Source organism: Saccharopolyspora hirsuta (assembly GCF_008630535.1).
Taxonomy (GTDB): Bacteria; Actinomycetota; Actinomycetes; order Mycobacteriales; family Pseudonocardiaceae; genus Saccharopolyspora; species Saccharopolyspora hirsuta.
This window is the reverse complement of the sequence record NZ_VWPH01000003.1, coordinates 35,877-60,945: the sequence shown is the minus strand read 5'-3', so window position 1 is coordinate 60,945 and position 25,069 is coordinate 35,877. Positions and strand designations below refer to the sequence as shown.

The following is a 25,069-nucleotide window of genomic DNA, read 5'->3' as shown; positions in this document are numbered from 1 at the left end:
ATGCCGAAGACCTCAGCGCGGCTGCTGGCACTGCTCTCGCTGCTCCAAGCGCGTCGTGACTGGCCGGGCGCGCTGCTGGCCGAGCGGCTGGAGGTCAGCCCGCGCACGGTGCGGCGCGACGTCGACCGCCTGCGCGAGCTCGGCTATCCCATCGCGGCCAGCAAGGGGCCCGATGGCAGGTACCGGCTCGAACCCGGCGCGGAACTCCCGCCGCTGCTGTTCGACGACGAGCAGGCCATCGCCCTGGCCATCGCGCTCCAGATCGCCACGACCTCCGGGGCGGGCATCGAAGAATCGGCGGTGCGCGCGCTGAACACCGTCCGGCAGGTCATGCCCGCGCGCCTGCGCAGCCGGATCGACGCGCTCCAGGTCACCGCCGTCCCCAGCTCGACCCCGCAGGTCGCCAGCAACGTCCTGCTCGCGCTCGGTGCCGCCGTCCGCGCCCGCGAGGTCCTGCGCTTCGACTACGCCTCCGGAGCTCCGCGCCGGGTGGAACCGCACCACCTGGTCACCTGGGCCAGGCGCTGGTACCTCGTCGCCTGGGACCTCGACCGCGACGACTGGCGCACCTTCCGCGCGGACCGGATCACCCCGCGGATCCCGACCGGCCCCCGCTTCACGCCGCGAGAAGTGCCCGGCGGAGACGTCGCGGCCTTCGTCCTCAACCGGTTCAAAGGCGCCGACGGCACCGGAACCTGGCCCTGCCGCGGCGAAGTGATCCTCGACCTCCCGGCGGCCGCGGTCTCCCGCTTCGCCGGGGACGGCGTGGTCGAGGAACTCGGCCCGAACCGCTGCCGCCTCATCCTCGGCTCGTGGTCCTGGCCCGGACTGGCGGCCACCATCACCCGGTTCGACGCGGACATCGAGGTCATCGGCCCACCGGAGCTGAAGGACGCCTTCGCCGACCTGGCCCGCCGCTGCGCCAAGGCCGCGAGCCCCGGCCCGGCCTGATTGGCGATTTCGCGCGAAATCGCCGTGCTCACCCCGAAAACCGAGTGCTCAGCCGGGTCCCTCGGCGGGGAGGCGGGCGCATTCCCGGCAGGTGCGGGCCGATGCCGCCAGGACCACGTGCGATCCCACAGCGACCACTGCGGAGAGCGGGATCAGCGGCCAGGCGGTGTCCACGGGTGCCGTCGTCGCCAGCGCGAGAGCGGCGAAGGGCATCGCGACGCTGGCCGTGCTGCTCGCCCAGCCGACCAGGAGCGGGAGGTTCTGCGGCATCGGCATCCAGCGGGTGAGGACCCCGGTGGCGGCGAGCGCCGCTCCGGCGAGCGCTGCCGCCGTCGTCGCGACGCCGAGCATGAGCTGCGCCGTCGTCGGCAGGCGCTCGGTCGTCCAGGCGAAGTGGCCGCAGATGATCAGGAACCCGACGACGGCGACGAGCTTGGCCGCGGTGTGCCGGGTCTGGGCGATGGTCAGCTCCTGCTGGCAGCTCGGCACGAGTTCGTCCACGGTGCCGAACTCGCGCAGCGCTCGCTCGACGGCCTCGTCGTGCGGCGCGCCGTGGGCGGCGTGTGCGGCGATGGTCTCCGCTAGCCCGTCGCGGATCTCATCGACCATCCGGGACTTGGCCCGCGTCGGCCCCCGCAGCGCCCGTGCCAGGTCTGCGACGTAATGCTCGACGGGATCGCTCATACGGCGCGCCCGGGATTGAGCACCGAGCCGATCGCGCTGGTGAACTCGTCCCACGCGCTCCGCTCGGTGTCCAGGCCGCGGCGTCCGGAGTCGGTGAGCTCGTAGCAGCGCCGCCGCCGCTCGCCGACGGACTGCCAGGTGCTGCGCAGGAATCCGAGCCGCTCCAGCCGGTTCAGCGCCGGGTAGATCGTGCCCGTGCGCAGCGCCAGCGCACCGCCGCTGCGGCGCTGCACAGCGGTGATGATCGCGTAGCCGTGCAGCGGGCCGGATTCGAGCACCGCGAGCAGCAGCCCGTCCAGGTGCCCTCGCACCGCATCAGCCCTCATGGGTCGACAGCCTACACATCGACCGTTGGCTGCGTATATGTTGTCTGGCAACATATTGATCCGAGAGGGGCCACCGTGACCAAGCTGCTGCTGTCGATACACGTGATCGCGGCGATCCTGGCGGTCGGGCCGATCGCCGTCGCCGCCTCGATGTTCCCCCGCTTCGCGAAGCAGGCCGACGACGAGCGCTCCGCCGCGATCGCGCGGGTGCTGCACCGGATCTGCCGCGGCTATGCCGTGTTCGGGATCGCGGTCCCGGTCTTCGGGATCGCCACCGGGGCGCAGCTCGGGGTGCTGACCGACGCCTGGCTGCTCGTGTCGATCGCGCTCACCGCGATCGCGGCTGGCGTCCTCGCCCTGGTGATCCTGCCCGCGCAACGACGCCTGCTCGACGAGCCGCGCGAGATGCTCGGCACGGTGAGCCGACTTGCCATGACCACCGGGATCTTCAACGTCCTCTGGGCCGTGGTCGTGGTCCTGATGATCGTCCGCCCCGGCTCGACCACGGGAGCCTGAGTGCGCACCCTCCGGATCTCCGCCGCAGCCGAGGCCGCGTCCCTCGCGCTCCTGCTGCTCAACCTGTTCACGGTGCACGTGAGCGAGGTGTCGTCCCTGCTGGGCCCGCTCCACGGCACGGCTTACCTGGTCGTCATCGCGGCCACGTTCCTGGTCCCGGCACCACCCGCAGCCCGCTGGCTCGCCCTGATCCCCGGCATCGGCGGCCTGCTCGCCCTGCGTCGCCTGCGAGACCGCTAGAGCTCGGGTCTGCGCTGGTCAGGTCTCGTGAGTGTTGTGCGGTGCTACCGCCCCGCACAACGCTCACGTGCAACCACCTGCGGAAAGGGGGGGTCAGAACCGCGGCTGGCCCCAGGTGTCGGTGAAGACCAGCTCGGCGAGGGGCTTGCGGGTGCGGGGGCGGAGCTCCTTCTCCTGCAGCCGCTCGGGCATGCCCGCCAAGCTGCCCAGGCCGCCGATCGCGACCGCCACGATCGGCTCGAACTCGGCCGGGATGCCGAACTCGGCGCGCGCCGCGTCGCGGTCGAACCCGGCCATCTGGTGCCCGTAGAGCCCCTCGGCGACGGCCTGCAGCACCAGGTTCTCCGTGGCCAGCGCCAAGCCGTACTCGCCGTAGGGCATCGGTTCGCCGTCCTCGTCGACCACCCGGGCCACGCCTATCGCCAGCGCGGCGGCGTTGCTGGTCCAGCCCTTGTTCCCGCGCGACAGCGTGCCGTGGATGCGGTCGAAGGTCGGCTCGCCGCGGCGGGCCGCGAGGTAGCGCGCGGGCTGGGTGTTGCCCCACGACGGCGCCCACCGGGCCGCCTCGAACAGCGCGGTGAACTGCTCGTCGCTCAGCACCGTCGCCGGGTCCAGCGCGCGCGGGCTCCAACGCTCGGCCAGCAGCGGGTGCACCGGAACGGACGTCTGCGCGGGCTTGCTCGCCGGAACCTCGACCGTGTAGTCCTCAGCGGTCACGGGACACCTCCCTGGTCGTCGCCCCGCGAGTCTGTCGACCGCACCGGCCGCTGTCCACTCAGATCGCGTACTGCCAGGCCGTCAGCGAGTAGGCGCCGAACCACGAGCCGAAGAACACCAGCAGCACCGCAGTCGTCGCCGCCGTGGTCGTCCGGCGCCGCGCCAGCCCGATCACAACCGGGATGAGCAGCGGGAACGCGGGCAGCATCAGGCGCACCTTCGAGTACATCAAGCCGTCCGAACCCAGGTCCAGCACCAGCACCGCGGCGGCGAAGAGCAGCAGCGGCCACGGCATCCGCTGCCGCAGGCACAGCACCATCAGCACCAGCGCGGCCAGCACGATCCACGTCGTGAACGTCTCGAAGACCGACTTCTCCGTGGTCAGCGACTCCAGGACGAACTTGCCGGTGGCGAAGCCGCCGTCGAAGTGCGACGACCACCCGCGCTGCTGGAGCGCGAAGTACCCGGTGAGGCTGCCGGTCTGGATCCCCACCCAGCCGATGTAGAGCAGCATCCCGCTCGGCGCGAGCAGCACCGCCAGCCACGGCCGCCAGGTGTCCTTGCGCTGCACGACGGCGACCAGGGCGGCCAGCCCGACCACGCCGATCAGCGCCGCGGCGGTCGGCCGCACCAGCCCGGAAGCGGCGCAGCACAGCCCGGCCAGCAGCCAGTTCCGCTCGACGACCCCGATCAGCGCCCAGATCGCCAGCGCGCAGAACAGCGCCTCGGAGTACGCCATCGACAGCACCACCGACATGGGCGCCGCCGCGAACAGCACCACCAGCAGCAGCCCGACGCCCTCGGAACCGCCGATCCGACGCCCCAGCCGCGCCAGCCCGTAGGCCGCGGCCACCCCGCAGGCCAGGCTCGCGGTGATCGCCCCACCGGTGGCGCTGACCCCCGGGATCAGCGAGAACGCCACGATCAGGAACGGGTAGCCGGGGAAGAACGCCAGCGGCGTCTCGGGGTACCGGTTGCCGAACCCGTCCACCATGCTCGGGTTCACGCCGCCGTATCCGTGCTCGGCGATCTCGAGGTACCACTGCCCGTCCCAGGCGGTCAGGTTGTCCAGGAGCGCCTCGTCGTTGGCCGCCGACAGCCACGCCAGCACCAGCAGGCCGACCAGGCGGATTGCGAGGTAAACCACAGCTGGCGCGGCGGCGACGATCAGCCGACGCCGCCGGGGTGATCCGTCCAACAGCCGTTCCAGAGGTGTGGCCTCGGAGTGTTTCCGCTGCGTAGCGGGGCTGTTTCCGAAACTTCCCAGGGGTGGCTCGATCGCACCTGGAGTGGTGGGCAACCCAGTCCTCCGCGCTTGTCGACAATCGAGCTTCACAGCGTAGTGGCGGCGGCCGGGGCTGGGGCCGGGCGGTATCGGTTCGGTAGGCTAATCCGGCAGCGGAGCGACCTGGTAGAAGGCCGTTTCGGCCGGTACGGCCGACGCTGCCGACTGCTCGGTCGCTGGGGCGATCCGACGCGCCCGCGGTGCGTTGGCGCTCTTCGTCGCCCGGTGTCAGTGCGGGGACAACCCGTGCCCGGGACGACCGCAGCGGTCGAGGAGGTTTGTTTCACGTGGCGCTCGTCGTCCAGAAGTACGGCGGTTCCTCGCTCGAGAGTGCCGATCGCATCAAACGGGTCGCCGAACGCATCGTCGAGACCCGCAAGGCGGGCAACGACGTCGTGGTCGTGTGCTCGGCGATGGGAGACACCACTGACGAGCTGCTCGACCTCGCCAAACAGGTCAACCCGGCCCCGCCGGAGCGCGAACTCGACATGCTGCTGACCGCCGGGGAGCGGATCTCCAACGCGCTGGTCGCGATGGCCATCGAGTCGCTCGGCGCGGAGGCCCGCTCGTTCTCCGGGTCGCAGGCCGGGGTGATCACCACCTCGGCGCACCAGAACGCCCGGATCATCGACGTCACCCCGGGTCGCGTGCAGGAGGCGCTGGACCAGGGCCAGGTCGTGCTGGTCGCCGGTTTCCAGGGCGTCTCCCAGGACACCAAGGACATCACCACGCTCGGCCGCGGCGGCTCGGACACCACCGCGGTCGCGGTGGCGGCGGCCATGAACGCCGACGTGTGCGAGATCTACACCGACGTCGACGGCGTCTACACCGCAGATCCGCGCATCGTGTCCGACGCCAAGCACCTGGAGCGCATCACCTACGAGGAAATGCTGGAGATGGCGGCCACCGGCGCGAAGGTGCTGCACCTGCGCGCGGTGGAGTACGCCCGCCGCTACGGCGTGCCGCTGCACGTCCGCTCGTCCTACTCGCCCAAGCCCGGTACGACCGTGTCCGGCTCAGTGGAGGATCTTTCCGTGGAACAGGCCATGATCACCGGCGTCTCGCACGACCGGTCGGAGGCGAAGGTCACCGTGCGCGGTGTGCCCGACAACCCCGGCGTCGCGGGTCGGATCTTCCGCGTGGTCGCCGACGCCGAGATCGACATCGACATGGTGCTGCAGAACGTCTCCAGCACCGCCTCGGGGCTCACCGACATCACCTTCACGGTGGCCCGCAGCAACGGCGCGGTGGCCGTCGCCGAGCTGGAGAAGATCAAGGACGAGGTCGGCTTCGACCAGGTCGTCTACGACGACCAGGTGGGCAAGGTCTCGCTGGTCGGCGCCGGGATGCGCTCGCACCCGGGCGTCACCGCGACCTTCTGCGAGGCGCTGTCCAACGCCGGGGTGAACATCGACATCATCAACACCTCGGAGATCCGGATCTCGGTGCTGATCCGCGACACCCAGCTCGACGACGCGGTGCGCGCGCTGCACGACGCGTTCGAGCTCGGTGGCGACGAGGAAGCCGTTGTGTACGCGGGGAGTGGTCGCTGATGGCGCCGACGCTGGCAATCGTGGGTGCGACCGGCGCGGTCGGCACCGTGATGATCGACATCATCAACAACCGCGAATCCGTGCCGTGGGGCGAGATCCGGCTGATCGCCTCGGCCCGCTCCGCGGGCAAGAAGATCACCGTGCGCGGCGAGGAGCGCACCGTCGTGGAGCTCGCGCCGGAGGCGTTCGACGGCGTGGACATCGCGCTGTTCGACGTGCCGGACGAGGTCTCCGCGCAGTGGGCCCCGGTGGCCGCCGAGCGCGGCGCGATCGCGGTGGACAACTCCGGCGCGTTCCGGATGGACCCGGACGTGCCGCTGGTGGTGCCCGAGGTCAACGCGGAGAAGGTGCACGAGCGGCCGAGGGGCATCATCGCCAACCCGAACTGCACCACGCTGTCGATGATGGCGGCGCTGGGCGCGCTGCACCGCGAGTTCGGCCTGCGCGAGCTGGTCGTCTCCTCCTACCAGGCCGCTTCCGGTGCTGGTCAGGAAGGCATCGACCGGCTGCAGGCGGAGATCGCCGCGGTGGCGGGCAAGGGCGTCGGGGCGCGCGCCGGTGACGTCGCCGAGGCGCTGGCCGCGGCCGGGCTGCCCGCCGAGACGCCGTTCAAGGCCCCGCTGGCGCTGAACGTGGTGCCGTGGGCGGGTTCGCGCAAGGACGACGGCTGGACCTCCGAGGAGCTGAAGGTCCGCAACGAGTCCCGCAAGATCCTGGGCATCCCGGACCTGAAGGTCTCCGCGACCTGCGTCCGGGTGCCGGTGGTGACCACGCACTCGCTGGCGGTGCACGCCACCTTCGAGCGCGAGGTGACCGTCGAGCAGGCGCACCGGCTGTTCGAGGCCCAGCCGACCATCGTCCTGCAGGACGACCACGACAACGGCGTGTTCCCGACCCCGGCCGGGGTGGTCGGCGAGGACCCGACGTACGTGGGCCGCGTCCGCCAGGCGCTGGACTTCCCGAACACGCTGGACTTCTTCGTCTGCGGTGACAACCTCCGCAAGGGCGCGGCGCTCAACACCTACGAGATCGCCGAAACCCTCGCGAAGTAAGCCCCCGGCTCGACAGGGCGCCTTCCTCCCGATCAGGGGAGGGAGGCGCTTTTTCGTTGCGGCGCAACGGATTCAAAGTTCATTCGAACGTGTGTTCATATCCAATTCTCCTTGAACCCCGCGGGCACCTCCCGCCACAGTGGACCCATGAACACCACCACGTGGCCCGGCCACCTGCTGACCCTGGACGAATTCGTGGCGCTCCCGGAAGACCGCTCGCGCCACCGCGAACCGAAGGAGGCTGTTGTACGTGTCCGAAGGGACGACCGAGCCGTGTCGTTCGTCACCGCAGCGCACGGTGTGCCGCCGCCCGAGCCTTGATCGGGCGCTGTGCGGTGGCTCCTGCCGTGGAGGCGTGGCTCGGCTGCTGCGTTCGGCGGATAGGTTGGGGGCATGAGTGCTGCCCCGGTTGTCCTCGGCATCGATCTCGGCACCACCGCGACGAAGGTCGTCGCGGCAGGCGTCGACGCTCGCGTGCTGCACCAGACCGAGCGCGGGTATCCGCTGCGGACCGACGACACCGGTGAGGCGACGCAGGACGCCGTGCAGGTGCGGGGCGCCGCGATCGAGGCGTTGGCGGAGTGCGTGGCCTGGGCGAAGGAGCACGGGCACGAGGTGGCCGGGCTGTCGTTCAGCACTGCCATGCACACGCTGGTCGGGCTCGACGCGTCCGGCGCTCCGGCCACCCCGGCGTTCAACTGGGCCGACACCCGGGCCGCCGAGGTCGCGGCGCGGATCCGGTCCGACCGCGAGGCCGCCGCCGCGCTGCACCGGGCGACCGGGACGCCGGTCCACACGCAGTCGGTCATGGTGAAGCTGGCTTGGCTGACCGGGAGCCGCTCCGACCTGACCCGCGACGTGGTGCGCTGGTGCGCGCTGAAGGACTTCGTGGTCGCCGACTTCGTCGGGGAGTTCGTCACCGAGTACTCGCTGAGCTCGGGCAGCGGGCTGCAGAGCATGTCGACGCTGCAGTGGCACGAACCGGCGCTGGAGGTCGCGGGCATCCGCGCCGAGCAGCTGCCGGAGATCCACGCGCCGACGACGACCATGCCGCTGAAACCGCAGGTGGCCGAGGCTGTCGGGCTGCCCGAGGGGCTGCCGGTCGTGCTCGGCGGCGGCGACGGTCCGCTGGCCAACCTCGGCGTCGGCGCGGTCCAGCCGGGTGTGGCCGCGCTGTCGCTGGGCACCAGCGGGGCGCTCCGCGTGACCCGGGACAAGCCCGGCGTCGACGAGCGGTGCCGGACGTTCAGCTACGCGCTGGCCGACGGGCTGTGGGTGATCGGCGGTGCCGTGAGCAACGGTGCGGTCGTCGCCCAGTGGGCCTCCGAGGCGTTCGGCGTGGACGTGGCGGACCTGCTCGACGAAGCAGCGGCCGTGCCGCCCGGCGCGGAGGGGCTGATCGCCCTGCCGTACCTGCTCGGCGAGCGCGCGCCGTGGTGGGAGCCGGGCCTGACGGGCTCGTTCCTGGGGCTGCGGCGCTCGCACGGCCGCGCGGAGATGACCCGCGCGGTGGTCGAGGGCGTGGCGCAGCAGCTGGCGCTGGTGCTCGACGCGGTGCGCGACTCCGGGGCGGAGGTGCGCGCGGTGCGGGCCACCGGCGGTGGCTTCCGGAGCCGGGTGTGGGCGGACGCCATCGCGGCGGCGCTGGACATCGACCTGGACCTGGCGGAGGGCAGCGGCGGGTCCGGGCTCGGCGCGGTGCTGCTCGGGTGGCGGGCACTTGGTGAGTTCGATTCACTGGAGCGCGCCGCCGAGCTGGTCGTGCCGGAAGGCAGGGTGACGCCGGACGAGGCGGCCGCGCGCTTGATGGCGCGTCGCCGAGCGGTGGTCGAGCAGGTCTACGAAACCCTGCGCGACCTGCCGCTTTGAGTCCGGGCCGTCGGCAACGGCGGTCGAATGAGCCGGACAACACTTCCGGGTGTTTTCTTGACTCGTTCCAGTTTGGGCGTGGCAGACTGGACCACGCCATGACCCTCAGTGCGACCAACGGCAACACCGCGGGGAGTGCGGGAGACCTGCCCGGGCGGCTGCGAGCCGCCGGACTGCGGGTCACCAGACCGCGGCTCGCGGTGCTGCGGTGGCTGGCGGACCACCCGCACGCCACCGCCGACCAGGTGGCGACCGCGGTGCGGCGGCAACTCGGATCGGTGTCCACGCAGGCCGTCTACGACGTGCTCCACGCGTGCAGCGACGCCGGGCTGCTGCGGCGGATCGAGCCAGCCGGGCACCCCGCCCGGTTCGAGACGCGGACCGCCGACAACCACCACCACCTGGTGTGCCGGCGGTGCGGCCGGACCGAGGACGTCGACTGCGTCCTGGGCTCCGCGCCGTGCCTGACGCCCTCGTCCACCGCGGGCTACGCGGTGGACGAAGCGGAGGTCGTGTTCTGGGGGTACTGCCCCGACTGCCGGTCCTCGGCACCCGGGCCGGAGGAACCCAGCCACCACCACGAGGAGGGACGATCGTGAGTTCGCCACGACCCACGACGACCAACGCCGGTATCCCGGTGGCCAGTGACGACCACTCGTTGACCGCTGGCCCGAACGGGCCGGTCCTGCTCCAGGACCACTACCTGATCGAGAAGAACGCGCAGTTCAACCGCGAGCGGGTGCCCGAGCGGGTGGTGCACGCCAAGGGCGGCGGCGCCTTCGGCTTCTTCGAGGTCACCGAGGACGTCAGCCAGTTCACCAAGGCCGCCGTGTTCCAGCCGGGCGCGAAGACGGAGACCCTGGTCCGGTACTCCTCGGTCGCCGGTGAGCTGGGCTCGCCGGACACCTGGCGCGACCCGCGCGGCACCGCGATCAAGTTCTACACCAGCGAGGGCAACTACGACCTCGTCGGCAACAACACCCCGGTGTTCTTCATCCGCGACGCGATCAAGTTCCCCGACTTCATCCGCTCGCAGAAGCGCCGCGCCGACAACCACCTGCGCGACCACGACATGCAGTGGGACTTCTGGACCCAGTGCCCGGAGTCGGCGCACCAGGTGACCTGGCTGATGGGCGACCGCGGCATCCCGCGCACCTGGCGCAACATGAACATGTACGGCTCGCACACCTACTCGTGGATCAACGCGGCGGGCGAGAAGTTCTGGGTCAAGTACCACTTCAAGACCGACCAGGGCCACGACTTCCTGACCCAGGCCGAGGCGGACCGGATGGCCGGTGAGGACGCCGACCACCACATCCGCGACCTGTGGACCGCGATCAAGGCCGGTGAGCACCCGAGCTGGACCCTGTACGTCCAGGTCATGCCGTTCGAGGACGCCGCGGACTACCGGTTCAACCCGTTCGACCTGACCAAGGTGTGGCCGCACGGCGACTACCCGCTGATCAAGGTCGGCCGGTTCGTGCTGAACCGCAACCCGGAGAACTACTTCGCGCAGATCGAGCAGGCCGCGTTCGAGCCGTCGAACATGGTGCCGGGCGTGGGCGCCTCCCCGGACAAGATGCTGCAGGGCCGGTTGTTCTCCTACCCGGACGCGCACCGCTACCGGATCGGCACCAACTACATGGACCTGCCGGTCAACCGCCCGATCGCACCGGTGAACAGCTACGCCAAGGACGGCTCGATGCGGTTCAGCATCGACCACGACCCGGTGTACGCGCCGAACTCCTACGGGGGGCCGCGCGCCGACGCCGCCTACGGCACCGACGACTCGGCCGCCGGGGTGGAGCAGGAGGTCATCCGCTCGGCGTACCGGCTGCACTCCGAGGACGACGACTTCGGCCAGCCGGGGACCCTGGTCCGCACCGTCTTCAGCGACGAGGAGCGGGCCCGGTTCGTGGACAACGTGGCCGGTCACCTCTCCAAGGGCGTGTCCAAGCCGATCCTGGAGAAGGCGCTCGACTACTGGCGCAGCGTCGACAAGGACACCGGCGACAAGATCGCCGACAAGGTCCAGGGCTGATCGCCCCGGAACCGGGCTGAGGAACTCGGCCCACCGCTGCTGACTGCGGCAACCACCACGCGCGAAGGTCCTGGGAGCCCCCGACTCCCAGGACCTTCGCTCCATTTCCGGGGCCGGAAGGCAACTCGCGGGTGCGTGTTCGGCAGTGCTAAGCGGGGCGGGGCAGCGGGATGCCGAGGTAGACGGTGAGCGGGTCGTCGGCGTAGTAGCCGAACGCCTCGACCTCGGTGTACCCGGCCGAGCGGTACAGGGCGAGCGCGGCCGGGTGGCGCTGGTTGGTTTCCAGCACCATTTCCGCAGCGCCGTCCGCGGCCGCCGCGTTCTCCAGCCACGCGAGGACCTCGCGCGAGTAACCGTTGCCCCGGTGTTCGTCGGGCACGTACATGCGCTTGAGCTCGGCGCGCCCGCCGCCGAGGTGGCGCCACCCGCCCATCGCCACGGCGGTGCCGCGCTCGTAGCCCACGCAGAAACCGCCGGATGGCGGGCTGAACTGAGCCGCGCAGGTGGGGGAGTCGTCCGGCGCGCCGTAGATCCGCGAGTACTCGGCCTGCAGACGTCCGACGAGCGCGGTCACGTCGGGGTGGTCGTACGCGCGCTGAACGATGTCCACTGCACTCCTCCAAGACGGGCCGGGTTTCAGCTTCCAGGGCTCGACCCGGGACGGTGGTTCCGCCGGTTTCGCGCGAAAACGCAGCCTCCCACACGTGCGGAACGCCGGTTTCGCGCGAAAGCGCCGAGGAGCCGACCCCGGACATCCCGAAAGAACCTCGGCGGGATCGGCAACCGTCGCGAACGATCCACTGTGGACATCTAGTGCCGGGAATGCGTTCCCGGGTCGTCCTGAGGATCTTGCTCCGCCGGAGGGTTCTGCGGTGCCTCCACCACCTGTTGCGGCGAGGCCTGGTGCTGCGCGGCGCGTCGGCGACGGGGCTGGCGCTGCTGCCCGGGCTGCGGCTGCGCGACCGGTTGCGGCTGTCCCGGTCGGGGGTAGCTGTCCTGGGAATGGGCGGCTTGAGCACGTCGCCGCTGCGGCTGACCAGCCTGATGCTGTGCCGCCTGCTGCGACTGCGCGGCCTGATGTTGCGCCGCCTGCTGCGACTGCGCGGCCTGATGTTGCGCCACCTGCTGCGGCTTAACCGCCTGCTGAGGTTGAGCCACCTGCTCTGGCTTGACCGCCTGCCGCGCCGCCTGAGATCGCCCAGCCTGGTGCTGTGCTGCCTGCGCCGCTTGGTGCTGCGTCGCTGCCTGCGGCTGCCCCGCCTGCGGGGAGGGGCGGTGCGGCGCGTGGGCTTGGTTGACGACCAGGCGTTCGCAGCTGCGCAGCACCGTTCGGACCGCTTCGCGGTGGATGCGGTCGTGCAGCGGGTTCACCGACTGCTGGCGCCAGCGGGCGAGCGCGGCCGCCGCCTCGTCGGCCAGGTCCACCGCCAGCGCGGTCTCGTCGCGGCCCAGCCGCTCGTGTGGGCTGCTGCCGAACGCGCCCAGCAGGCGCTTCGCCTCCGCCTGGAGCGGGCGGCTGAAGCGCACCTGGCCGGAGTCCAGGGCGGACAGCAGCCGCAGCTCGTCCCACTCGTGCGCGTTGGCCAGCAGGTGCTCGAACTCGCCGCGCAGCTGCTGCACGCCCGGACGGGGGTTGGCGCGCAGCACCATGTCCACGGCCAGCATCGCGGACCGGGCGCGCAGCGCGTCCTGCCGCTCCACGAACTGCTGGTGCACGGTCTCGTGCAGCGAGTTCAGGCCGCTCTCGTCGAGCAGCGCCGAGCGCAGCTTCTTCGGTTCCGTCACCCCGCTGCGCAGCAGCGTCAGCGCGCGTCCGAGGCCGAACTGCCCGAACCGCTCGAAGAGCCGCTGGCGGATGGGCCCGGGCGTCGACTCGATCTTGCTGTTGACGAACCGGTCCGCGGACAGCAGCAGCGCTTCCAGGTCGTTCTGGGACAGCCGGGCCAGGTTGCCCAGCGCGGTGAACTCCTCGTCGGTCATGGTCGCCACCGCCTGCCCGAGCAGCCCGACCACCGGGATCAGGTGCTGCGCGAACGAGCGCAGCGTCGGGTCGTTGCGGTAGCTCTCGGCGATCCGCTCGGCCGCCTGCAGCCCGTCCGGTCCGCCGCTGCCGGTCTCGTCGGCGCGGGAGAACGCGACGATCGTGCTGATCGGGACGCTGCGGGCGGTCTGCAGCTCGTTGACCGACTGCAGGAACTGCAGGTCGGTCTGCCGCGGGTAGCGCGTCAGGTACAGCACCGCGTCCGCCTCGGACAGGATCTGCGCCAGCGCCGACCGCCCGGTCTCCTGCACCGCCGCCGAGGCCACGCCCGGCGTCTCGATCAGGGTGATGGCCTGCAGGCCGGGCGTGGGCGATTCGATGACCAGCCGCGCCACCTCGTCGGGCCGCCAGTGCTGCAGGTCGCGGATGGTGCTGGCGTCCAGCGTGGTCACCGGGACGTTCTGCACCGTGCCGTGCGGGGTGTGCACCAGGATCTTCGGTTCCGGCCCGTACTGGTAGAAGGTGCTGACCTGGGTGCGCTCCTCCGCGTCGGTCGGGGCGAGCTCGGCGCCGACCAGCGCGTTGATCAGCGTCGACTTGCCCGCCTTGACCCGGCCGCTGACCGCGATGCGCAGCGGTTGTTCGAGCCGCTCCAGCCGACCGCGCAGCCAGGTCGAGGTGCGCGGGTCGTCCCGGTAGAAGGTCATCGTGCGGATCAGCAGCGCGCGGGCGCGGTCCAGCAGGGCTTCGCCGGTCATGCCGCGGTGATCCGGTTCTGGGTGAGCATGGTGACCCGGCGGCGCAGCGAGGTGAGGTCTTCCAGCTTCTGACGGATCTCCCGCGCCCGCTGGTCGCGGTCCACCGCGCTGCGCTCGGCGGAGCGCTTGATCTCCTGGATGGCCCGGCTGATCTCGGTCTGCGCGTCCTCGGTGATCTGCATGTAGTGCGCGTGCAGTCCGCGGTGCACGGTGCGGATGGCGGTCTTGGCCTCCCGGTTGACGTGGAAGATGACCTGTTCCACGTGGCGCTGGACGGCGCTCTTCACCTCGGTCTGGCGGCGCCGCAGCCGCGAGTCCTTCTCCTCGTCGAGGCTCTTGATGCCGAGCAGCACGCCCGCCGAGATGGACACCACGTTGAACAGCCCGAGGCCCAGGCCGATCGAGGTCATCATGCCGAACATCAGGACGCCGCCGTAGGAACCGCGCAGACCGGTCAGGAACTGGTCGAACCGCTTGTACTCGCTGCGGGCGGGCAGCTTCGGCTCCGGCACCTCGTCCAGCGGGGAGGGCGGCCGGATGCGCTCCAGCGCCGGGCTGTCCGCGCTGTGCTCGGCGCGCATCTCCTCGGCGACCACCTCGGCGAGCCGGGCCTGCCGGGCGTCCAGCCACTCGAAGGTCTCGACGATCGCGTCGGTGAGCCGGTCGGCGAGCCACTCGCGGAACTCGTCCCAGATCTCCAGCGGGTCCGCGGTCTCGAATATCTCGTTGACCTCGTGCAGGATCGCCCAGCTGCGCTCGCGGAAGTCGAACTCGATGTCGGCGTAGAGCTCGGAGATGCCGTCGTTGAGCGCTTTCTGCCAACGGTTGGAGACGCGGCGGAGGTCTTCGGCGCGGCGCTGCGCGGTTTCCAGCTCGACCAGGGTTTCCGCGGCGGTGCGCGGGTTCTGCGCGGCGAGTTCGGCTTTCAGCGCGTCGTTGACCTGGGTGAGGGCCTCGGAAACGTTGTGCGCGACCAACCGCCTGGTGGATTGCTCGTGCTTTCCGGCCAGTTCGGTCTGCAGGAATTCCAGCAGCGGTGGGAATCCGGATTCGGTGTTCAGCGCGCTGTTCTTGGCCTGCATCGCGCGCATCCGGATGCTGGCCGAGACCGGGAAGATCTTGGCGGCCACCCCGGCGTTGTCCAGGTGCTTGCGGTTGACCTCGAGCACCTTCCGCCAGTGCGGGGTGCGGTCGATCTTGGGCAGCACCAGCGCGACGTTCGGGCACAGCGCGGTGGCCTGCTTGAGGAACGAGATCTCGTTGGTGGTGAGCTCCTGGGTGGCGTCGGAGACCATCAGCAGCGCGTCGGCCTCGGCGACCACGGCGAGCGTGGTGGCGGTCAGCGACGAGGAGACGCTGCCGACCCCGGGGGTGTCCATCAGCGCGAGTCCGTTCTGCAGCACCGCGCGAGGAATGCCCACTTCACCCCGGGTGACGGGGCGGCCGAGCGCGAGGGCCCGGTCCAGGTGCTCCTGGACCTGCTCGATCGGCACCGGCATCCGGTCCAGCGCGGCCGGGCCCTGCCGGGGTTCGTGCTCGATGAGCAGCGCGGTCGGCTCGTCGGCGTAGCGGACGAGGGTGGGGACCACGGTGGTGACGTCGTCGCCGGAGGCGCACACCGGGGCGTTCACGATCGCGTTGACCAGCGCGCTCTTGCCCTGCTTCGACTCGCCGACGACCAGCACGAGCTGCGTCGGATCGAGCACCCTGGTGCGGATCTGGCGCAGGCGGTTGTGCAGATCCGCGCGCTGCTGCTCGGCGCATTCCGCAGTCGCGCGATCGATCAGTTCCACCAACGCCGTCTCGATCACGGCGTCGATTGTGGCCTGCCGTCGCGAAGAGATAAACCCGAACGGCTGAACTCACATCGTTTCCGTCGCCCGCTGTTGCGGAAAAACCGCGGAAATGCGCGGAATGCCGGGATCCGCGCGCGGCGGATCCCGGCATTCAGTCGCTCACTGCGTTCAGAGCAGGCCGTCCACGTCCAGCGGCAGGGCGGAGGTGGCGGTGTCGGCGACCTCGCCGACGACCGGCAGGCTGCCGACGGTGCCGGTCACGGCCTCGACCGGCTCGGTCGGGAGGGCGGAGGTGACGTCGTCGACCGGCAGCGCGGAGGTGACGTCGTCGACCGGCAGGGCGCTGACGTCGCCACCGGCCACGGTGCCCAGGGCGTCGCCCACGACCGGGACGTTGCCCGCCACGTCGCCGACCACGCCGGTGACCTCGCCGACGACCGGCAGGTCGCCCGCCACGTTGGTCACGTCGCCGACCACGCCGGTCACGTTGGTGATGTCGCCGCTGGTGACGTTGCCCACCACGTCGCCGACGACCGGGGCGTTGCCCACGACGTTGGTCACGTCGCCGACCACGTCGCCCACGACCGGGGCGTTCGCGACGATCTCGGTCACGTCGCCGTTGGTGACGTCGCCGAGCACGTTGCCGACGTTCAGGTCACCGGCCACGTTGGTGACGTCGCCCACGACGTTGGTCACGTCGCCGTTGGTGACGTTGCCGACCAGGTTGGTCACGTCGCCGTAGACGATGGAGCCCGCACCGGCGGTCAGGTCGACGCTGGTGTCGAAGACGTGGTTGGCGGTCTGGTTGACCTCGGAGACCGAGTTGCCGATGGTGTTGGTGACGTCGCCGAGGTCCAGGCTGTCGCCGACCTGGCCGACGGTGTTGCCCACCACGGAGCCGATGATGTTGTCGTTGCCGACCGAGTTGTCGCTCAGCACGTGGTGGATGCTGATCAGGTTGTGCGAGTCGTTCTGCTCGACGTCGACGTCCACGTCGGTGTTGTGCGACGGGGCCGGGGCCGGGGCCGGCAGGGTCGCGTCGACGTCGTTGTCCTTGCCGAAGTCCTCGGGCTGGGGGGCGATGTTCTGCAGCATGTGATCTTCCTGATCTAGTGGATGTGCGGGATGCAGTTGGTTGAACGCGACGGCCTGGGCGCTCGCAGCGAACTTCTCGACGCTGCTCTGGAGTGAGCGCCCGTACTCCGTCACCACCTCGACCGGCGCGTAGTCGAGGACCAGTGACGAGGCGTGCAGCACGTCCGTCGCGCTCATTCCCCCGAGTCCGGCCTGATCCAGCGTGGCTTGCGGATCGGCGTCGAAGGCCGACCGGGCGGCCGGGTCGCTGACGAGGCGCGTGAGGAACTCGTACAGCGTCGGCTCTTCCGGAAGGCCGGTGGAGTGCGTCCCGGGGTCTGGAGTGGTGGACTCGGCCCGACCGTGCTGAGGGTTCACCATCGTTGGGCCTCCCGATGTGCTCAGCGGTCTCGACTGGGGTTTCCGAGTGAGGTCGCGCGGTCCCTCACCCCTGTGTCGATCACGCTATGGGCCCGCGGCCCCCTAGCCATCGGGTACGACTCCTAGTTACTCAAACCTCTATTAGGGGATCCACTAGGTGGTCCGTTAGGGGGCCGGATGGGGTGTCCGATACCTCTGCGTAACCGGGTGCGCGCTAAATTGTGTCCACCCTGCGCCGCCACGGGTATCGCCCGATGGTGGCCGATCGGTGACACGAAGGGATTGCATGCCTTACGTCCTCGGCGTTCATCTCGGCGCGACGGCCACGACCGCGGCCATCGCCCGCCGCGACGGCAGCCGGTGGGCTGCGGCGACCCCGGTCCCGCTGGCCGCCGGGCCGGTGGTGCCGACCGTGCTGTGCAAGGTGCAGGACGGTTCGTTCGTCGCGGGGGAGGCGGCCCAGCGCCAGGAGATCGCCCACCACGAGTGGGTGGTGCGCGGGTTCACCGCGCGCCTCGGCGACGACCTGCCGCTGCTGGTGGGCAGCGAGTTCGTGCCCGCCCAGCGCCTGGTGGCGACCATGGTCGAGTGGGTCGCCGACGTGGTGGCCGCCCGGCAGGGGCACCCGGCCGAGCACATCGCGATCGCGCACAGCGCCACCTGGGGACCGCACCGCATCCGGCTGGTGCAGCAGGCCCTGGCGCAGCTCGGGCTGAACGAGGTCACGATGGTCCCGGAACCGCTGGCGGTGGCCCTGGACTACGCGGCCAAGCAGCAGGTCCCCGAGCACGAACCGATCGCGGTGGCCAACATCGGCGGCAGCGGGATGGACGCCACGGTGCTGCGCCGCAGGCAGCGCGGCTTCGAGGTGGTGGGCTCCTCGCTGACCGCCGACCACCCCAGCGGCCAGGACCTGGACGACGAGATCTTCGCCGCGGTGCGCGCGGAGTTCGGCGACCGGATCGACGCGCTGGACCTCGCCGACCTGAACCAGCGGGCCGCGCTGGCCCACCTGCGCGCCGAGTGCGTCCGGGCCAAGGAGGCGCTGTCGCACCAGGCCGGGGCGCAGGTGCGGGTGGAGCTGCCCGGGGTGCGCACCGAGTTCGCGCTGTCCCGCTCCCGGTACGAGCAGCTCGCCCGGCCCCACCTGGAGCGGGTGCCGGAGCTGGTCCTGCAGGCGGTGCAGTCGGCGACGCTGGCCCCGGACGACCTGGACGCGGTGGTGCTGGCCGGCGGCACGGCCCGGGTCCCGCTGCTCAAGCAGCTGGTGGCCGAGCGGTTGAAGGTGCCGCCGCAGGTCGACGTCTCACCGGAGCTGGCGGCGGCCAGCGGCGCCGCGTCGGCCGCGGTGCAGCTGCTCTCCACCGACGTCGACGAGGGTTCGGTGGACGAGACCAGCGTGCTGGTGCGCATCGAGGGATCGGACTTCGACGAGGAGGAGGTCGAGATCCCGGAGGCGCCGCGGCCGCCGATCGAGGTGGAGCCGATGCCGCTGGACCCCCCGGACGAGGACCGCGCCCGCCGGATCAAGATCATTAAGCTGTCCCTGGCCGCCGCGCTGATCATCGGCGGCCTGCTGCTCACCTTCCTCTGGCCGACTCCCCCGACCGGCGGCGGTTTGCTGGGCCTCTTCCAGCACATGCGCCAATGACGGACCGACAAGGACGGCAGGCGTGAACCACTCGACGACCTCCTTGCTGGACGGGCACGCGACCGGGCTGCGGTCGGCGGTCGCCACCGCCCCGTCCGCACCGATCACCGCAGGTGTCCAAGGCCCCGGCGGCTACGGCAAGACCGCACTGCTGACCGAGCTGGCGCACGCCTACCGGACGGCCGGTGTGCCGGTGCTCGGCCCGGCCGAGCTGGACCGGGCGGACGAGGGCGCGGTGCTGGTCGACGACGCGCACCGCCTGGACGAGTCCGTGCTCGGCAGGTTGGTCGAGATCGCCCGGCAGCCGGGAGCTCGCCTGCTGGTCGCCTACCGGCCGGGTCCGCGCCCCGCCGCGCTGGGCGAGCTGATCGGCGAGCTGGGCGCGCCGGTGCTGCTCTCCGCGCTCAGCCCGGAGGAGCTGGCCGTCCAGGTCGGCACCGCCTCGGCGGACTGGATCCGCTGGCTGCACGCGCAGACCGGCGGCGTCCCCCGCTACGTGAGCCGCGTGCTGAGCACCGTCGAGCCGGGCGTCGCGGTTCTGCCGCCGCGCGCGCTCGACCAGTTCCAGCACGACCTGGACCAGCTCGGCGAGGCCGGTCGGGCGTGCGTGACGGCGATGGCGGTCGGCGCGACCCCGCACCCGGACCTGCTCGCGGCGCTGCTCGACCTGGACCCCGCCGAGGTGGGCGCCGCGCTGCTGGCGGTGCGCTCCGGAGGTCTGGTGGCGGCCGACGACGTGCTGCTGCCGATCGTGCGCGAGGCAGTGCTGCGGTTGACGCCGTGGGAGCAGCGGCTCCGCGTGACCCGCCGCCTGGTCGAGACCCAGCTGGCCCGCGGTGGCCCGGTGCTGCCGCTGGTCAGCCCGCTGCTAGGTGCCGAGATCGCGCTGCTCCCGGAAGCGACGCTCGCCAAGGCGTTCGAGCAGGCCGGGGAGGAAGCGCTGCTGGACGCGCCGAAGCTGGCGCCGCGCCTGTTCGACGCCGCGGTCTCGGCCGGAGCCCCGGCGACCTCCGTGGCCGCCCGTCGCGCGCGGGCCGCGGCGGTGGCGGGGGAGCTGGACGAGGCGTTGCGGCTGGCCGACCAGGTGGTCGTGGACGCGGCGGTCCCGGACCGGGAGCTCGGCGTGCAGGTCGCGGCGAGCGTGCTGGCGCAGCGCGGACTGCTGGAGCGGTCGGCGGAGATGTGCCGCTGGTCGGTGGGGCGGCTGCGCTGGCCGGGCGACCGGTCCTTCGCCGCGGTCGGCCTGATCGGCGCCGGACGCCTGGCCGACGCCGACGAGCTGCTGAGCTCCGCGGACGACGCGGGCCCGCCGACGTCCATGACCGGCGCCGCCGTCCAGCTGGCCGCCGGGGTCCGGGAATCGGTCACCGGATCGGCCTCCATCGCGCTGTCCACCCTGGTGCGAGCGGCATCGCTGTCGGAACCGGTGGGGCGCGGTGTGCTGCTGCCGGACTCCCCGGCGTCGGTGGCGGCCCTGGTCGCCCTGCACTGCGGCGAGCTGGACGTCGCGTCGTCCACGTTGGACCGGGCGATCGACACGGACGCGGGAGGCCCGCTGCTGCGCGACCGCCACCGCCTGCTGGCGGCATGGCTGCCGCTGGTGCGCGGCGACACGGTGGCCGCGCGCGCGAAGCTGCCGACCGGCGAGCTGACCACCCGGGACCGACTGCTGGCCACGGCGATCGAAGCCGGAATCGCCAGCCGCGACAACGACATGGCCGCACTCGCCGCAGCGCGCGGCCAGGCCCGCCAAGTCGTGGCGGAGCACTCGGTGGACCTGTTCGCCCTGCTCCCGCTGGGAGAACTGGTGGTCGCGGCGGCCCGCCTGCGGGACCAGGACTGGATCGACCCGTACCTGACCGAAGCCCTGGCCCTCCTCGACCGCCTGGACAACCCGCCGCTCTGGACGTCGATGCTGACCTGGAAGCGCCTCCAGGCATCGATCGTCCTCGACGAGCTGGACACGGCCCAGCAGCGGGCGGCGGAACTGTCGTCCATGGCCCACCACAACCCGCTAGCAGCGGCGATGGCCGAAGCAGCACGCGTGTGGCTGGGAATCCTCGCAGGCCAGGTGGACCAGGACGAGGTCGAACGAACGTCCCGAGCCCTCCACGCAGCAGGCCTGGCATGGGACGGCGCACGCCTGGCGGGACAAGCGGCGATCCGCACCGCGGACCGCCGCGCCATGCTGGCCCTGCTCGAATGCGCCCGAGCCCTGCAGGGCAAACCCCCGCGCCCCCGAGCGGTCCGCGGCGACGAGGGCGGAATGCTCAGCGAGCGGGAGAAGGAAGTAGCCGAACTGGTCCTGGCGGGCCTGACCTACAAGCAGGTGGGCAAGCGCCTCTTCATCTCGGCGAAAACGGTGGAACACCACATGAGCCGCATAAAACAACGCCTCGGAGCCACGAACCGGGAAGACCTCCTCAACCGCCTCAGAGAACTCCTCGGCACCGACCGCTGACCCCCTCGGGCGAAGCCCTCCCCACCAACCCACCCAGCTACCACGGCCGTCCGAGGGGCGGTCTACGACGGCCGTCGGAGGGGTGGTCTACGTCGGTGGTCGGAGGGGTGGTCTACCACGGCAGTCGGAGGGGTGGTCTACATCGGCCGTCGGAGGGGTGGTGACGACTGCAATTTCGATTGAAATTGCCCACGTCGCCACCGCAGGTTCCGTCGAGAACGACGCAATTTCGATTGAAATTGCAACACGCCCAAGCCGACCACCCACCGCTTCGAACCCCGCGAAACCCCACACCCAACGGCACCTCTGCTCGCCAGCCCCCCGGCTATCACCACCGGAGGTGAAGCCGGAACCACCACCGCCACTCACGACCCCAACGACCGCCCCCCGGCCACCAGCAAGAGCCCGTCGACGAACATGGCGCTTTCGCACGAAATCGCCCCGCCCCGGCACGGCTCCTGAGGTGGTTCAGAGCTTCCCGATCACCAGTCCGCGCCAAGTCCATCCGGCACCGGTGACTGCGTCCTGCAGGGGAGCCTTCAACTCGCCTGCGGAGAACGTTCGCTGGGATTCCGCGACGAGCCTTCCCCGCTCGTCGCGTGTGAAGGTGGCGCTGTAGGACCTCTTGCTGATCTGGCCCCGTGCGAACTTCCCCGCCAGCGTCAGCCGCGGAGCTCCCCCGACCCACGTGACCGACCACTCCTGGTCCGCGGAGCGAACCTGGTGCCTCGACACGTCCAGCCGCATCAACGTCCTGCTGATCGTCGTCGCGTTGCCGAAGTAGCCGCACCAGTGCGCATCGGCGATCTTCCACTCGGCGACCAGGTCGACGCCGTCCGGCCGCCCGTCGCGAACCACGAACGGCTCGTCCGGCCCGCCAACGCCGAGAAGTGCTGTGCGAACGGCCTCGACGGACTGCGGCGCAACCTCACCCGAAGGCCGTTTGGTCCCGGTGAACCAGTCAAGCAGCCCCATCGCACCCCCATGAGCTCCAGCCGCCAAGACACTGATCTTCCTCGTACCGAGGCTCGCGGCCAGCGACCCCGGCACCGGAAATCAACCGCGCCAGTTCAGGACCGGCTCCAGGGAGCGGAAGGCCGCGGACTTCGGTGCTAGGCGCAGGGCCGTGTTTCGCAGTGCCACGGCGGGGGCGGACGACCATTGCGCCACCATGCCCATCCGGCGGGACAGTGCGGCTATCCGCTGCGTTCGGGGCCGTCGCTTCTGGTCGTAGCTCGCGAGGTCAGGCGCCGTTTCCGCAAGCACCACAGCGTCTTCCAGCGCCTGGCACGCTCCTTGACCGAGGTTCGGCGTCATCGCGTGCGCGGCGTCGCCGACCAGCGCGATGCGGCCCTTCACGTAGGACCGCAGCGGCGGCATCTCGTACAGGTCGTGGTGCAGCACCGACTCCTCGCGCGTCGCGTCGAGCAGCGAAGGGATCGGGGCGTGCCAGGACGCGAACCGGCGGCGCAGTTCGGCCAGCCCCGTGCGGGGTCCGGCTTCCGGGGCGTTGGCCACCGCGAAGCAGTAGACCCGCCCGTCCGGCAGGGCCGCGTAGCCGAATCGCTCGCCGCGGCCCCAGGATTCACCGCTGTCGCCGATCTCGATCGGCTCGGTGATCATCCGCCAGGCCGTGTAACCGGCATAGCGCGGTGCTGGGGACGAGCTCCAGGCTGAGGTCCGGACGGCGCTGCGGATGTCGTCAGCGCCCACCACGAGGTCCGCCCGGGATTCCCCGTCGGAGTGCAGCACGACGCCGTCCGGCCGCGCTTGGTGCACCTCGACGCCGCTGCGCAGCGCCTCCGGCGGGACCGCGGCGCGCAGGACGTCGAGGAGTTCGGCGCGGTGCAGCATCACCACCGATCCGAAGCGGGACTCGACTTCAGCGGTGTCCATGCGCGAGAGCCAGCGGCCGTCGGAATCCTTGATGCCCGCCTGCCCGGACAGCACCGCGCGCTCGCGCACCGGGTCGCCCAGCCCCAGGACGTCCAACGCGCGCAACGCGTTCGGCCACACCGAGATCCCGGCGCCGACCTCGGTGAACTCGGGCGCTCGTTCCAGCACCTCCACCTGCCAGCCCCGCTGGACCAGTGCGGCAGCGGCGGCCAAGCCCCCGATCCCGCCGCCGATGACGATGGCCTTCCGCATCACGCCTCCTCCTCGGTGCCGCGCACGATCAGCACCACCGCCACGACGCACACCGCGCAGACAGCTTCCACGGCGGGTGTCGGCGGCGAGCATCCCGGACCCGCCGAGCGCGAAGACCAGCGTGCCGAGCACGGTGACGCCGAGCGAGTTCTCGAACTGCTGGGCGGTCGTCACCGTGCCCGACGCCGACCCGGCCTGGTCCGGGCGCACCTGGGCCAGCGCCGCACCGATCAGCGGCGGCAGCAGGAATCCGTTGCCCAGCCCGATGAACGCCAGCGGTGCACGGGGCCGTGCCCCGTCGCGAAGATCGTGCTCGACGCGGACCGGGCCTGGTGGGATTCGCTGCGCGGGGCCACGCTCGCCGACATCAGCGGTCGGCTGTCCGAGACCGCCCGCGCCCGGGCGCGGGCGGCCGATCCGTCCGCGCCGTGAACCTCACGTCTTCTGCAGGGACAACCCAGCGCGCAGGGCGCCGACGATCTCGAACAGGGCCTCCTGGAAGCGGTCGCCGACGGTGCGCAGGTTGGCGAAGCCGTGGATCAGGTCCGGGAACCGGCGGCTGATCACCGGCACGCCCTCCTCGGCCAGCCGCGCCGCGTACGCCTCGCCCTCGTCGCGCAGCGGGTCGAACCCGGCCGTGACCACGCACGCCGCGGGCAGGCCGCTCAGGTCCTCGGCCAGCAGCACCGACAGGCGCGGGTCGGCGCGCAGGGCCTCGTCGGGCTGGTACTTGTCCATGAACCAGGTCATGTCCTCGTCGGTGAGCAGGAAGCCGTTGCCGAACAGCTCCCGCGAGCGGCGGCGCGCGGTGGCGTCCACCGCCGGGTAGATCAGCAGCTGGAACACCGGCGCGACCAGGTCGGATCGGGTGGCGATCAGGGCGACTGAGGCGGCCAGGTTGCCGCCCGCGCTGTCCCCGCCGACCGCGATCGCGTCGCTGCTGGTGCCCAGCTCGGCGGCGTTGTCCACGGCGTACCGGTAGGCGGCGAGGCTGTCGTCCAGCGCGGCGGGGAACGGGAACTCCGGGGCCAGCCGGTAGTCGACCGACAGCACCCGGACACCGGCGTGCTTGGCCAGGAACCGGCACAGGTCGTCGTGGGTGTCCAGGTCGCCGATGACCCAGCCGCCACCGTGGAAGAAGACCAGCAGCGGGCTGGTGCCGGTGAGCTCGCGCGGCCGGTACAGCCGGGCGGCCAGCTCGCCGTTCGCGGTCGGGATCTGCCGGTCGGCGACCACCACGCCGCTGACCGGTGCGGTCGAGGTGAGGCGGGTGCCCTGGCGCATCGCCGCGCGGGCCAGCTCCGGCGTGGCGGCGGCGAGCTGCTCGTGCCCGCGGAGCTTCTGCAGCTTGAGCAGCAGCTGGGCGTCCAGCGCGAGTTCCTGGTCGTCCAGGCGGATGGGCGGTCCGGCGATCAGCCGTCGCACGGGGCGGGGCAGCGCGAAGATGCCGCGCAGCGCCGCGGCCTCCAGCTTCGGTTGCACCAGTTCGAGGACCTTGGGCATGGGCGTGGACCTCCCCGGGAAGGCAGCAGGGCGACGTTGAGGCTACCCGCAAGTAGCTGTGTTCCAGCACACCGCCGTTCCG

The 25,069-nt window shown here is 71.3% G+C and carries 23 protein-coding genes; 12 read left to right on the top strand and 11 right to left on the bottom strand.

Annotated features, from left to right (window positions below):
- Complete coding sequence (locus F1721_RS06385) at positions 1-951, top strand: helix-turn-helix transcriptional regulator (RefSeq protein ID WP_150065636.1); 951 nt, start codon at positions 1-3, stop codon at positions 949-951.
- Between the two features lie 48 nt (positions 952-999).
- Here F1721_RS06385 and F1721_RS06380 read toward each other — a convergent pair whose 3' ends face one another.
- Positions 1,000-1,635: a permease prefix domain 1-containing protein gene (locus F1721_RS06380; protein ID WP_150065635.1), complete on the bottom strand. Its 636-nt coding sequence runs from the start codon at positions 1,633-1,635 to the stop codon at positions 1,000-1,002.
- Complete coding sequence (locus F1721_RS06375) at positions 1,632-1,961, bottom strand: helix-turn-helix transcriptional regulator (protein ID WP_150065634.1); 330 nt, start codon at positions 1,959-1,961, stop codon at positions 1,632-1,634. Before F1721_RS06375 ends, F1721_RS06380 begins: the two co-directional genes overlap by 4 nt.
- 75 nt (positions 1,962-2,036) lie before the next feature.
- Between F1721_RS06375 and F1721_RS06370 the strand changes: the two genes are divergently transcribed.
- Both F1721_RS06370 and F1721_RS06365 read left to right on the top strand, forming a co-directional pair.
- Positions 2,037-2,477, top strand: a complete 441-nt coding sequence (locus F1721_RS06370) for a hypothetical protein (protein WP_150065633.1) — start codon at positions 2,037-2,039, stop codon at positions 2,475-2,477.
- Positions 2,478-2,717: a DUF3817 domain-containing protein gene (locus F1721_RS06365; RefSeq protein ID WP_150065632.1), complete on the top strand. Its 240-nt coding sequence runs from the start codon at positions 2,478-2,480 to the stop codon at positions 2,715-2,717. It begins immediately after the preceding gene.
- Positions 2,718-2,810: 93 nt separating this feature from the next.
- Here F1721_RS06365 and F1721_RS06360 read toward each other — a convergent pair whose 3' ends face one another.
- Together F1721_RS06360 and F1721_RS06355 are read right to left on the bottom strand one after the other, a co-directional pair.
- The gene (locus tag F1721_RS06360) at positions 2,811-3,434 is read right to left on the bottom strand and encodes a nitroreductase family protein (RefSeq protein WP_150065631.1); all 624 of its coding nucleotides are present in this window, start codon (positions 3,432-3,434) and stop codon (positions 2,811-2,813) included.
- Between the two features lie 58 nt (positions 3,435-3,492).
- A complete protein-coding gene (locus F1721_RS06355) occupies positions 3,493-4,632 on the bottom strand; it encodes a glycosyltransferase family 39 protein (RefSeq protein ID WP_246154353.1) in 1,140 nt (379 codons plus the stop codon).
- A 374-nt stretch (positions 4,633-5,006) separates the two neighbouring features.
- Between F1721_RS06355 and F1721_RS06350 the strand changes: the two genes are divergently transcribed.
- The 6 genes from F1721_RS06350 (at position 5,007) to F1721_RS06330 (ending at position 11,234) form a co-directional block, all read left to right on the top strand.
- Positions 5,007-6,272, top strand: coding sequence for an aspartate kinase (locus tag F1721_RS06350; RefSeq protein WP_150065630.1), 1,266 nt, complete (start codon positions 5,007-5,009; stop codon positions 6,270-6,272).
- Positions 6,272-7,324 (top strand): aspartate-semialdehyde dehydrogenase, encoded by a 1,053-nt coding sequence (locus tag F1721_RS06345; protein ID WP_150065629.1) that lies wholly within the window; start codon positions 6,272-6,274, stop codon positions 7,322-7,324. Before F1721_RS06350 ends, F1721_RS06345 begins: the two co-directional genes overlap by 1 nt.
- Before the next feature lie 147 nt (positions 7,325-7,471).
- Positions 7,472-7,645, top strand: a complete 174-nt coding sequence (locus F1721_RS34330; RefSeq protein ID WP_170301383.1) for a hypothetical protein — start codon at positions 7,472-7,474, stop codon at positions 7,643-7,645.
- Positions 7,646-7,717: 72 nt separating this feature from the next.
- Positions 7,718-9,193 carry a gluconokinase gene (locus F1721_RS06340; RefSeq protein ID WP_150065628.1) on the top strand — a complete coding sequence of 492 codons (1,476 nt, stop codon included), beginning with the start codon at positions 7,718-7,720 and terminating at the stop codon, positions 9,191-9,193.
- Between the two features lie 98 nt (positions 9,194-9,291).
- Entirely contained in the window at positions 9,292-9,792 is a 501-nt protein-coding gene (locus tag F1721_RS06335) for a Fur family transcriptional regulator (protein WP_150065627.1), read from the top strand.
- A complete protein-coding gene (locus F1721_RS06330; RefSeq protein WP_150065626.1) occupies positions 9,789-11,234 on the top strand; it encodes a catalase in 1,446 nt (481 codons plus the stop codon). Before F1721_RS06335 ends, F1721_RS06330 begins: the two co-directional genes overlap by 4 nt.
- 148 nt (positions 11,235-11,382) lie before the next feature.
- Here F1721_RS06330 and F1721_RS06325 read toward each other — a convergent pair whose 3' ends face one another.
- The 4 genes from F1721_RS06325 to F1721_RS06310 form a co-directional block, all read right to left on the bottom strand.
- Positions 11,383-11,844, bottom strand: a complete 462-nt coding sequence (locus F1721_RS06325) for a GNAT family N-acetyltransferase (RefSeq protein WP_150065625.1) — start codon at positions 11,842-11,844, stop codon at positions 11,383-11,385.
- Positions 11,845-12,044: 200 nt separating this feature from the next.
- A complete protein-coding gene (locus F1721_RS35275) occupies positions 12,045-13,973 on the bottom strand; it encodes a dynamin family protein (protein ID WP_281288740.1) in 1,929 nt (642 codons plus the stop codon).
- Positions 13,970-15,784: a dynamin family protein gene (locus F1721_RS06315; RefSeq protein WP_150065624.1), complete on the bottom strand. Its 1,815-nt coding sequence runs from the start codon at positions 15,782-15,784 to the stop codon at positions 13,970-13,972. Before F1721_RS06315 ends, F1721_RS35275 begins: the two co-directional genes overlap by 4 nt.
- A gap of 153 nt (positions 15,785-15,937) precedes the next feature.
- Positions 15,938-17,224, bottom strand: coding sequence for an IniB N-terminal domain-containing protein (locus F1721_RS06310; RefSeq protein ID WP_150065623.1), 1,287 nt, complete (start codon positions 17,222-17,224; stop codon positions 15,938-15,940).
- Between the two features lie 268 nt (positions 17,225-17,492).
- Here F1721_RS06310 and F1721_RS06305 point away from each other — a divergent pair, with 268 nt between their 5' ends.
- Complete coding sequence (locus F1721_RS06305; RefSeq protein ID WP_246154352.1) at positions 17,493-18,875, top strand: Hsp70 family protein; 1,383 nt, start codon at positions 17,493-17,495, stop codon at positions 18,873-18,875.
- Positions 18,876-18,897: 22 nt separating this feature from the next.
- Complete coding sequence (locus F1721_RS06300; RefSeq protein WP_246154346.1) at positions 18,898-21,336, top strand: helix-turn-helix transcriptional regulator; 2,439 nt, start codon at positions 18,898-18,900, stop codon at positions 21,334-21,336.
- A gap of 468 nt (positions 21,337-21,804) precedes the next feature.
- On the opposite strand, the gene F1721_RS06295 is transcribed toward F1721_RS06300, so the two are convergent.
- The gene (locus F1721_RS06295; protein WP_150065622.1) at positions 21,805-22,386 is read right to left on the bottom strand and encodes a hypothetical protein; all 582 of its coding nucleotides are present in this window, start codon (positions 22,384-22,386) and stop codon (positions 21,805-21,807) included.
- Positions 22,387-22,392: 6 nt separating this feature from the next.
- Complete coding sequence (locus tag F1721_RS06290; protein WP_150065621.1) at positions 22,393-23,484, bottom strand: FAD-dependent monooxygenase; 1,092 nt, start codon at positions 23,482-23,484, stop codon at positions 22,393-22,395.
- Positions 23,485-23,499: 15 nt separating this feature from the next.
- On the opposite strand from F1721_RS06290, the gene F1721_RS06285 reads away from it, so the two are divergent.
- Positions 23,500-23,916, top strand: a complete 417-nt coding sequence (locus F1721_RS06285; protein ID WP_150065620.1) for a hypothetical protein — start codon at positions 23,500-23,502, stop codon at positions 23,914-23,916.
- 3 nt (positions 23,917-23,919) lie between these two features.
- On the opposite strand, the gene F1721_RS06280 is transcribed toward F1721_RS06285, so the two are convergent.
- Entirely contained in the window at positions 23,920-24,987 is a 1,068-nt protein-coding gene (locus tag F1721_RS06280; protein WP_150065619.1) for an alpha/beta hydrolase, read from the bottom strand.
- Positions 24,988-25,069: the final 82 nt, after the last annotated feature.

What these genes read in the sequence shown, in the direction of transcription:
- F1721_RS06290 (WP_150065621.1), bottom strand. Translation starts at nt 23,484, where the DNA reads ATGCGGAAGGCCATCGTCATCGGCGGCGGGATCGGGGGCTTGGCCGCC.
- F1721_RS06375 (WP_150065634.1), bottom strand. Translation starts at nt 1,961, where the DNA reads ATGAGGGCTGATGCGGTGCGAGGGCACCTGGACGGGCTGCTGCTCGCG.
- F1721_RS06380 (WP_150065635.1), bottom strand. Translation starts at nt 1,635, where the DNA reads ATGAGCGATCCCGTCGAGCATTACGTCGCAGACCTGGCACGGGCGCTG.
- F1721_RS06310 (WP_150065623.1), bottom strand. Translation starts at nt 17,224, where the DNA reads ATGGTGAACCCTCAGCACGGTCGGGCCGAGTCCACCACTCCAGACCCC.
- F1721_RS06280 (WP_150065619.1), bottom strand. Translation starts at nt 24,987, where the DNA reads ATGCCCAAGGTCCTCGAACTGGTGCAACCGAAGCTGGAGGCCGCGGCG.
- F1721_RS06335 (WP_150065627.1), top strand. Translation starts at nt 9,292, where the DNA reads ATGACCCTCAGTGCGACCAACGGCAACACCGCGGGGAGTGCGGGAGAC.
- F1721_RS06385 (WP_150065636.1), top strand. Translation starts at nt 1, where the DNA reads ATGCCGAAGACCTCAGCGCGGCTGCTGGCACTGCTCTCGCTGCTCCAA.
- F1721_RS06340 (WP_150065628.1), top strand. Translation starts at nt 7,718, where the DNA reads ATGAGTGCTGCCCCGGTTGTCCTCGGCATCGATCTCGGCACCACCGCG.
- F1721_RS35275 (WP_281288740.1), bottom strand. Translation starts at nt 13,973, where the DNA reads ATGACCGGCGAAGCCCTGCTGGACCGCGCCCGCGCGCTGCTGATCCGC.
- F1721_RS06345 (WP_150065629.1), top strand. Translation starts at nt 6,272, where the DNA reads ATGGCGCCGACGCTGGCAATCGTGGGTGCGACCGGCGCGGTCGGCACC.
- F1721_RS34330 (WP_170301383.1), top strand. Translation starts at nt 7,472, where the DNA reads ATGAACACCACCACGTGGCCCGGCCACCTGCTGACCCTGGACGAATTC.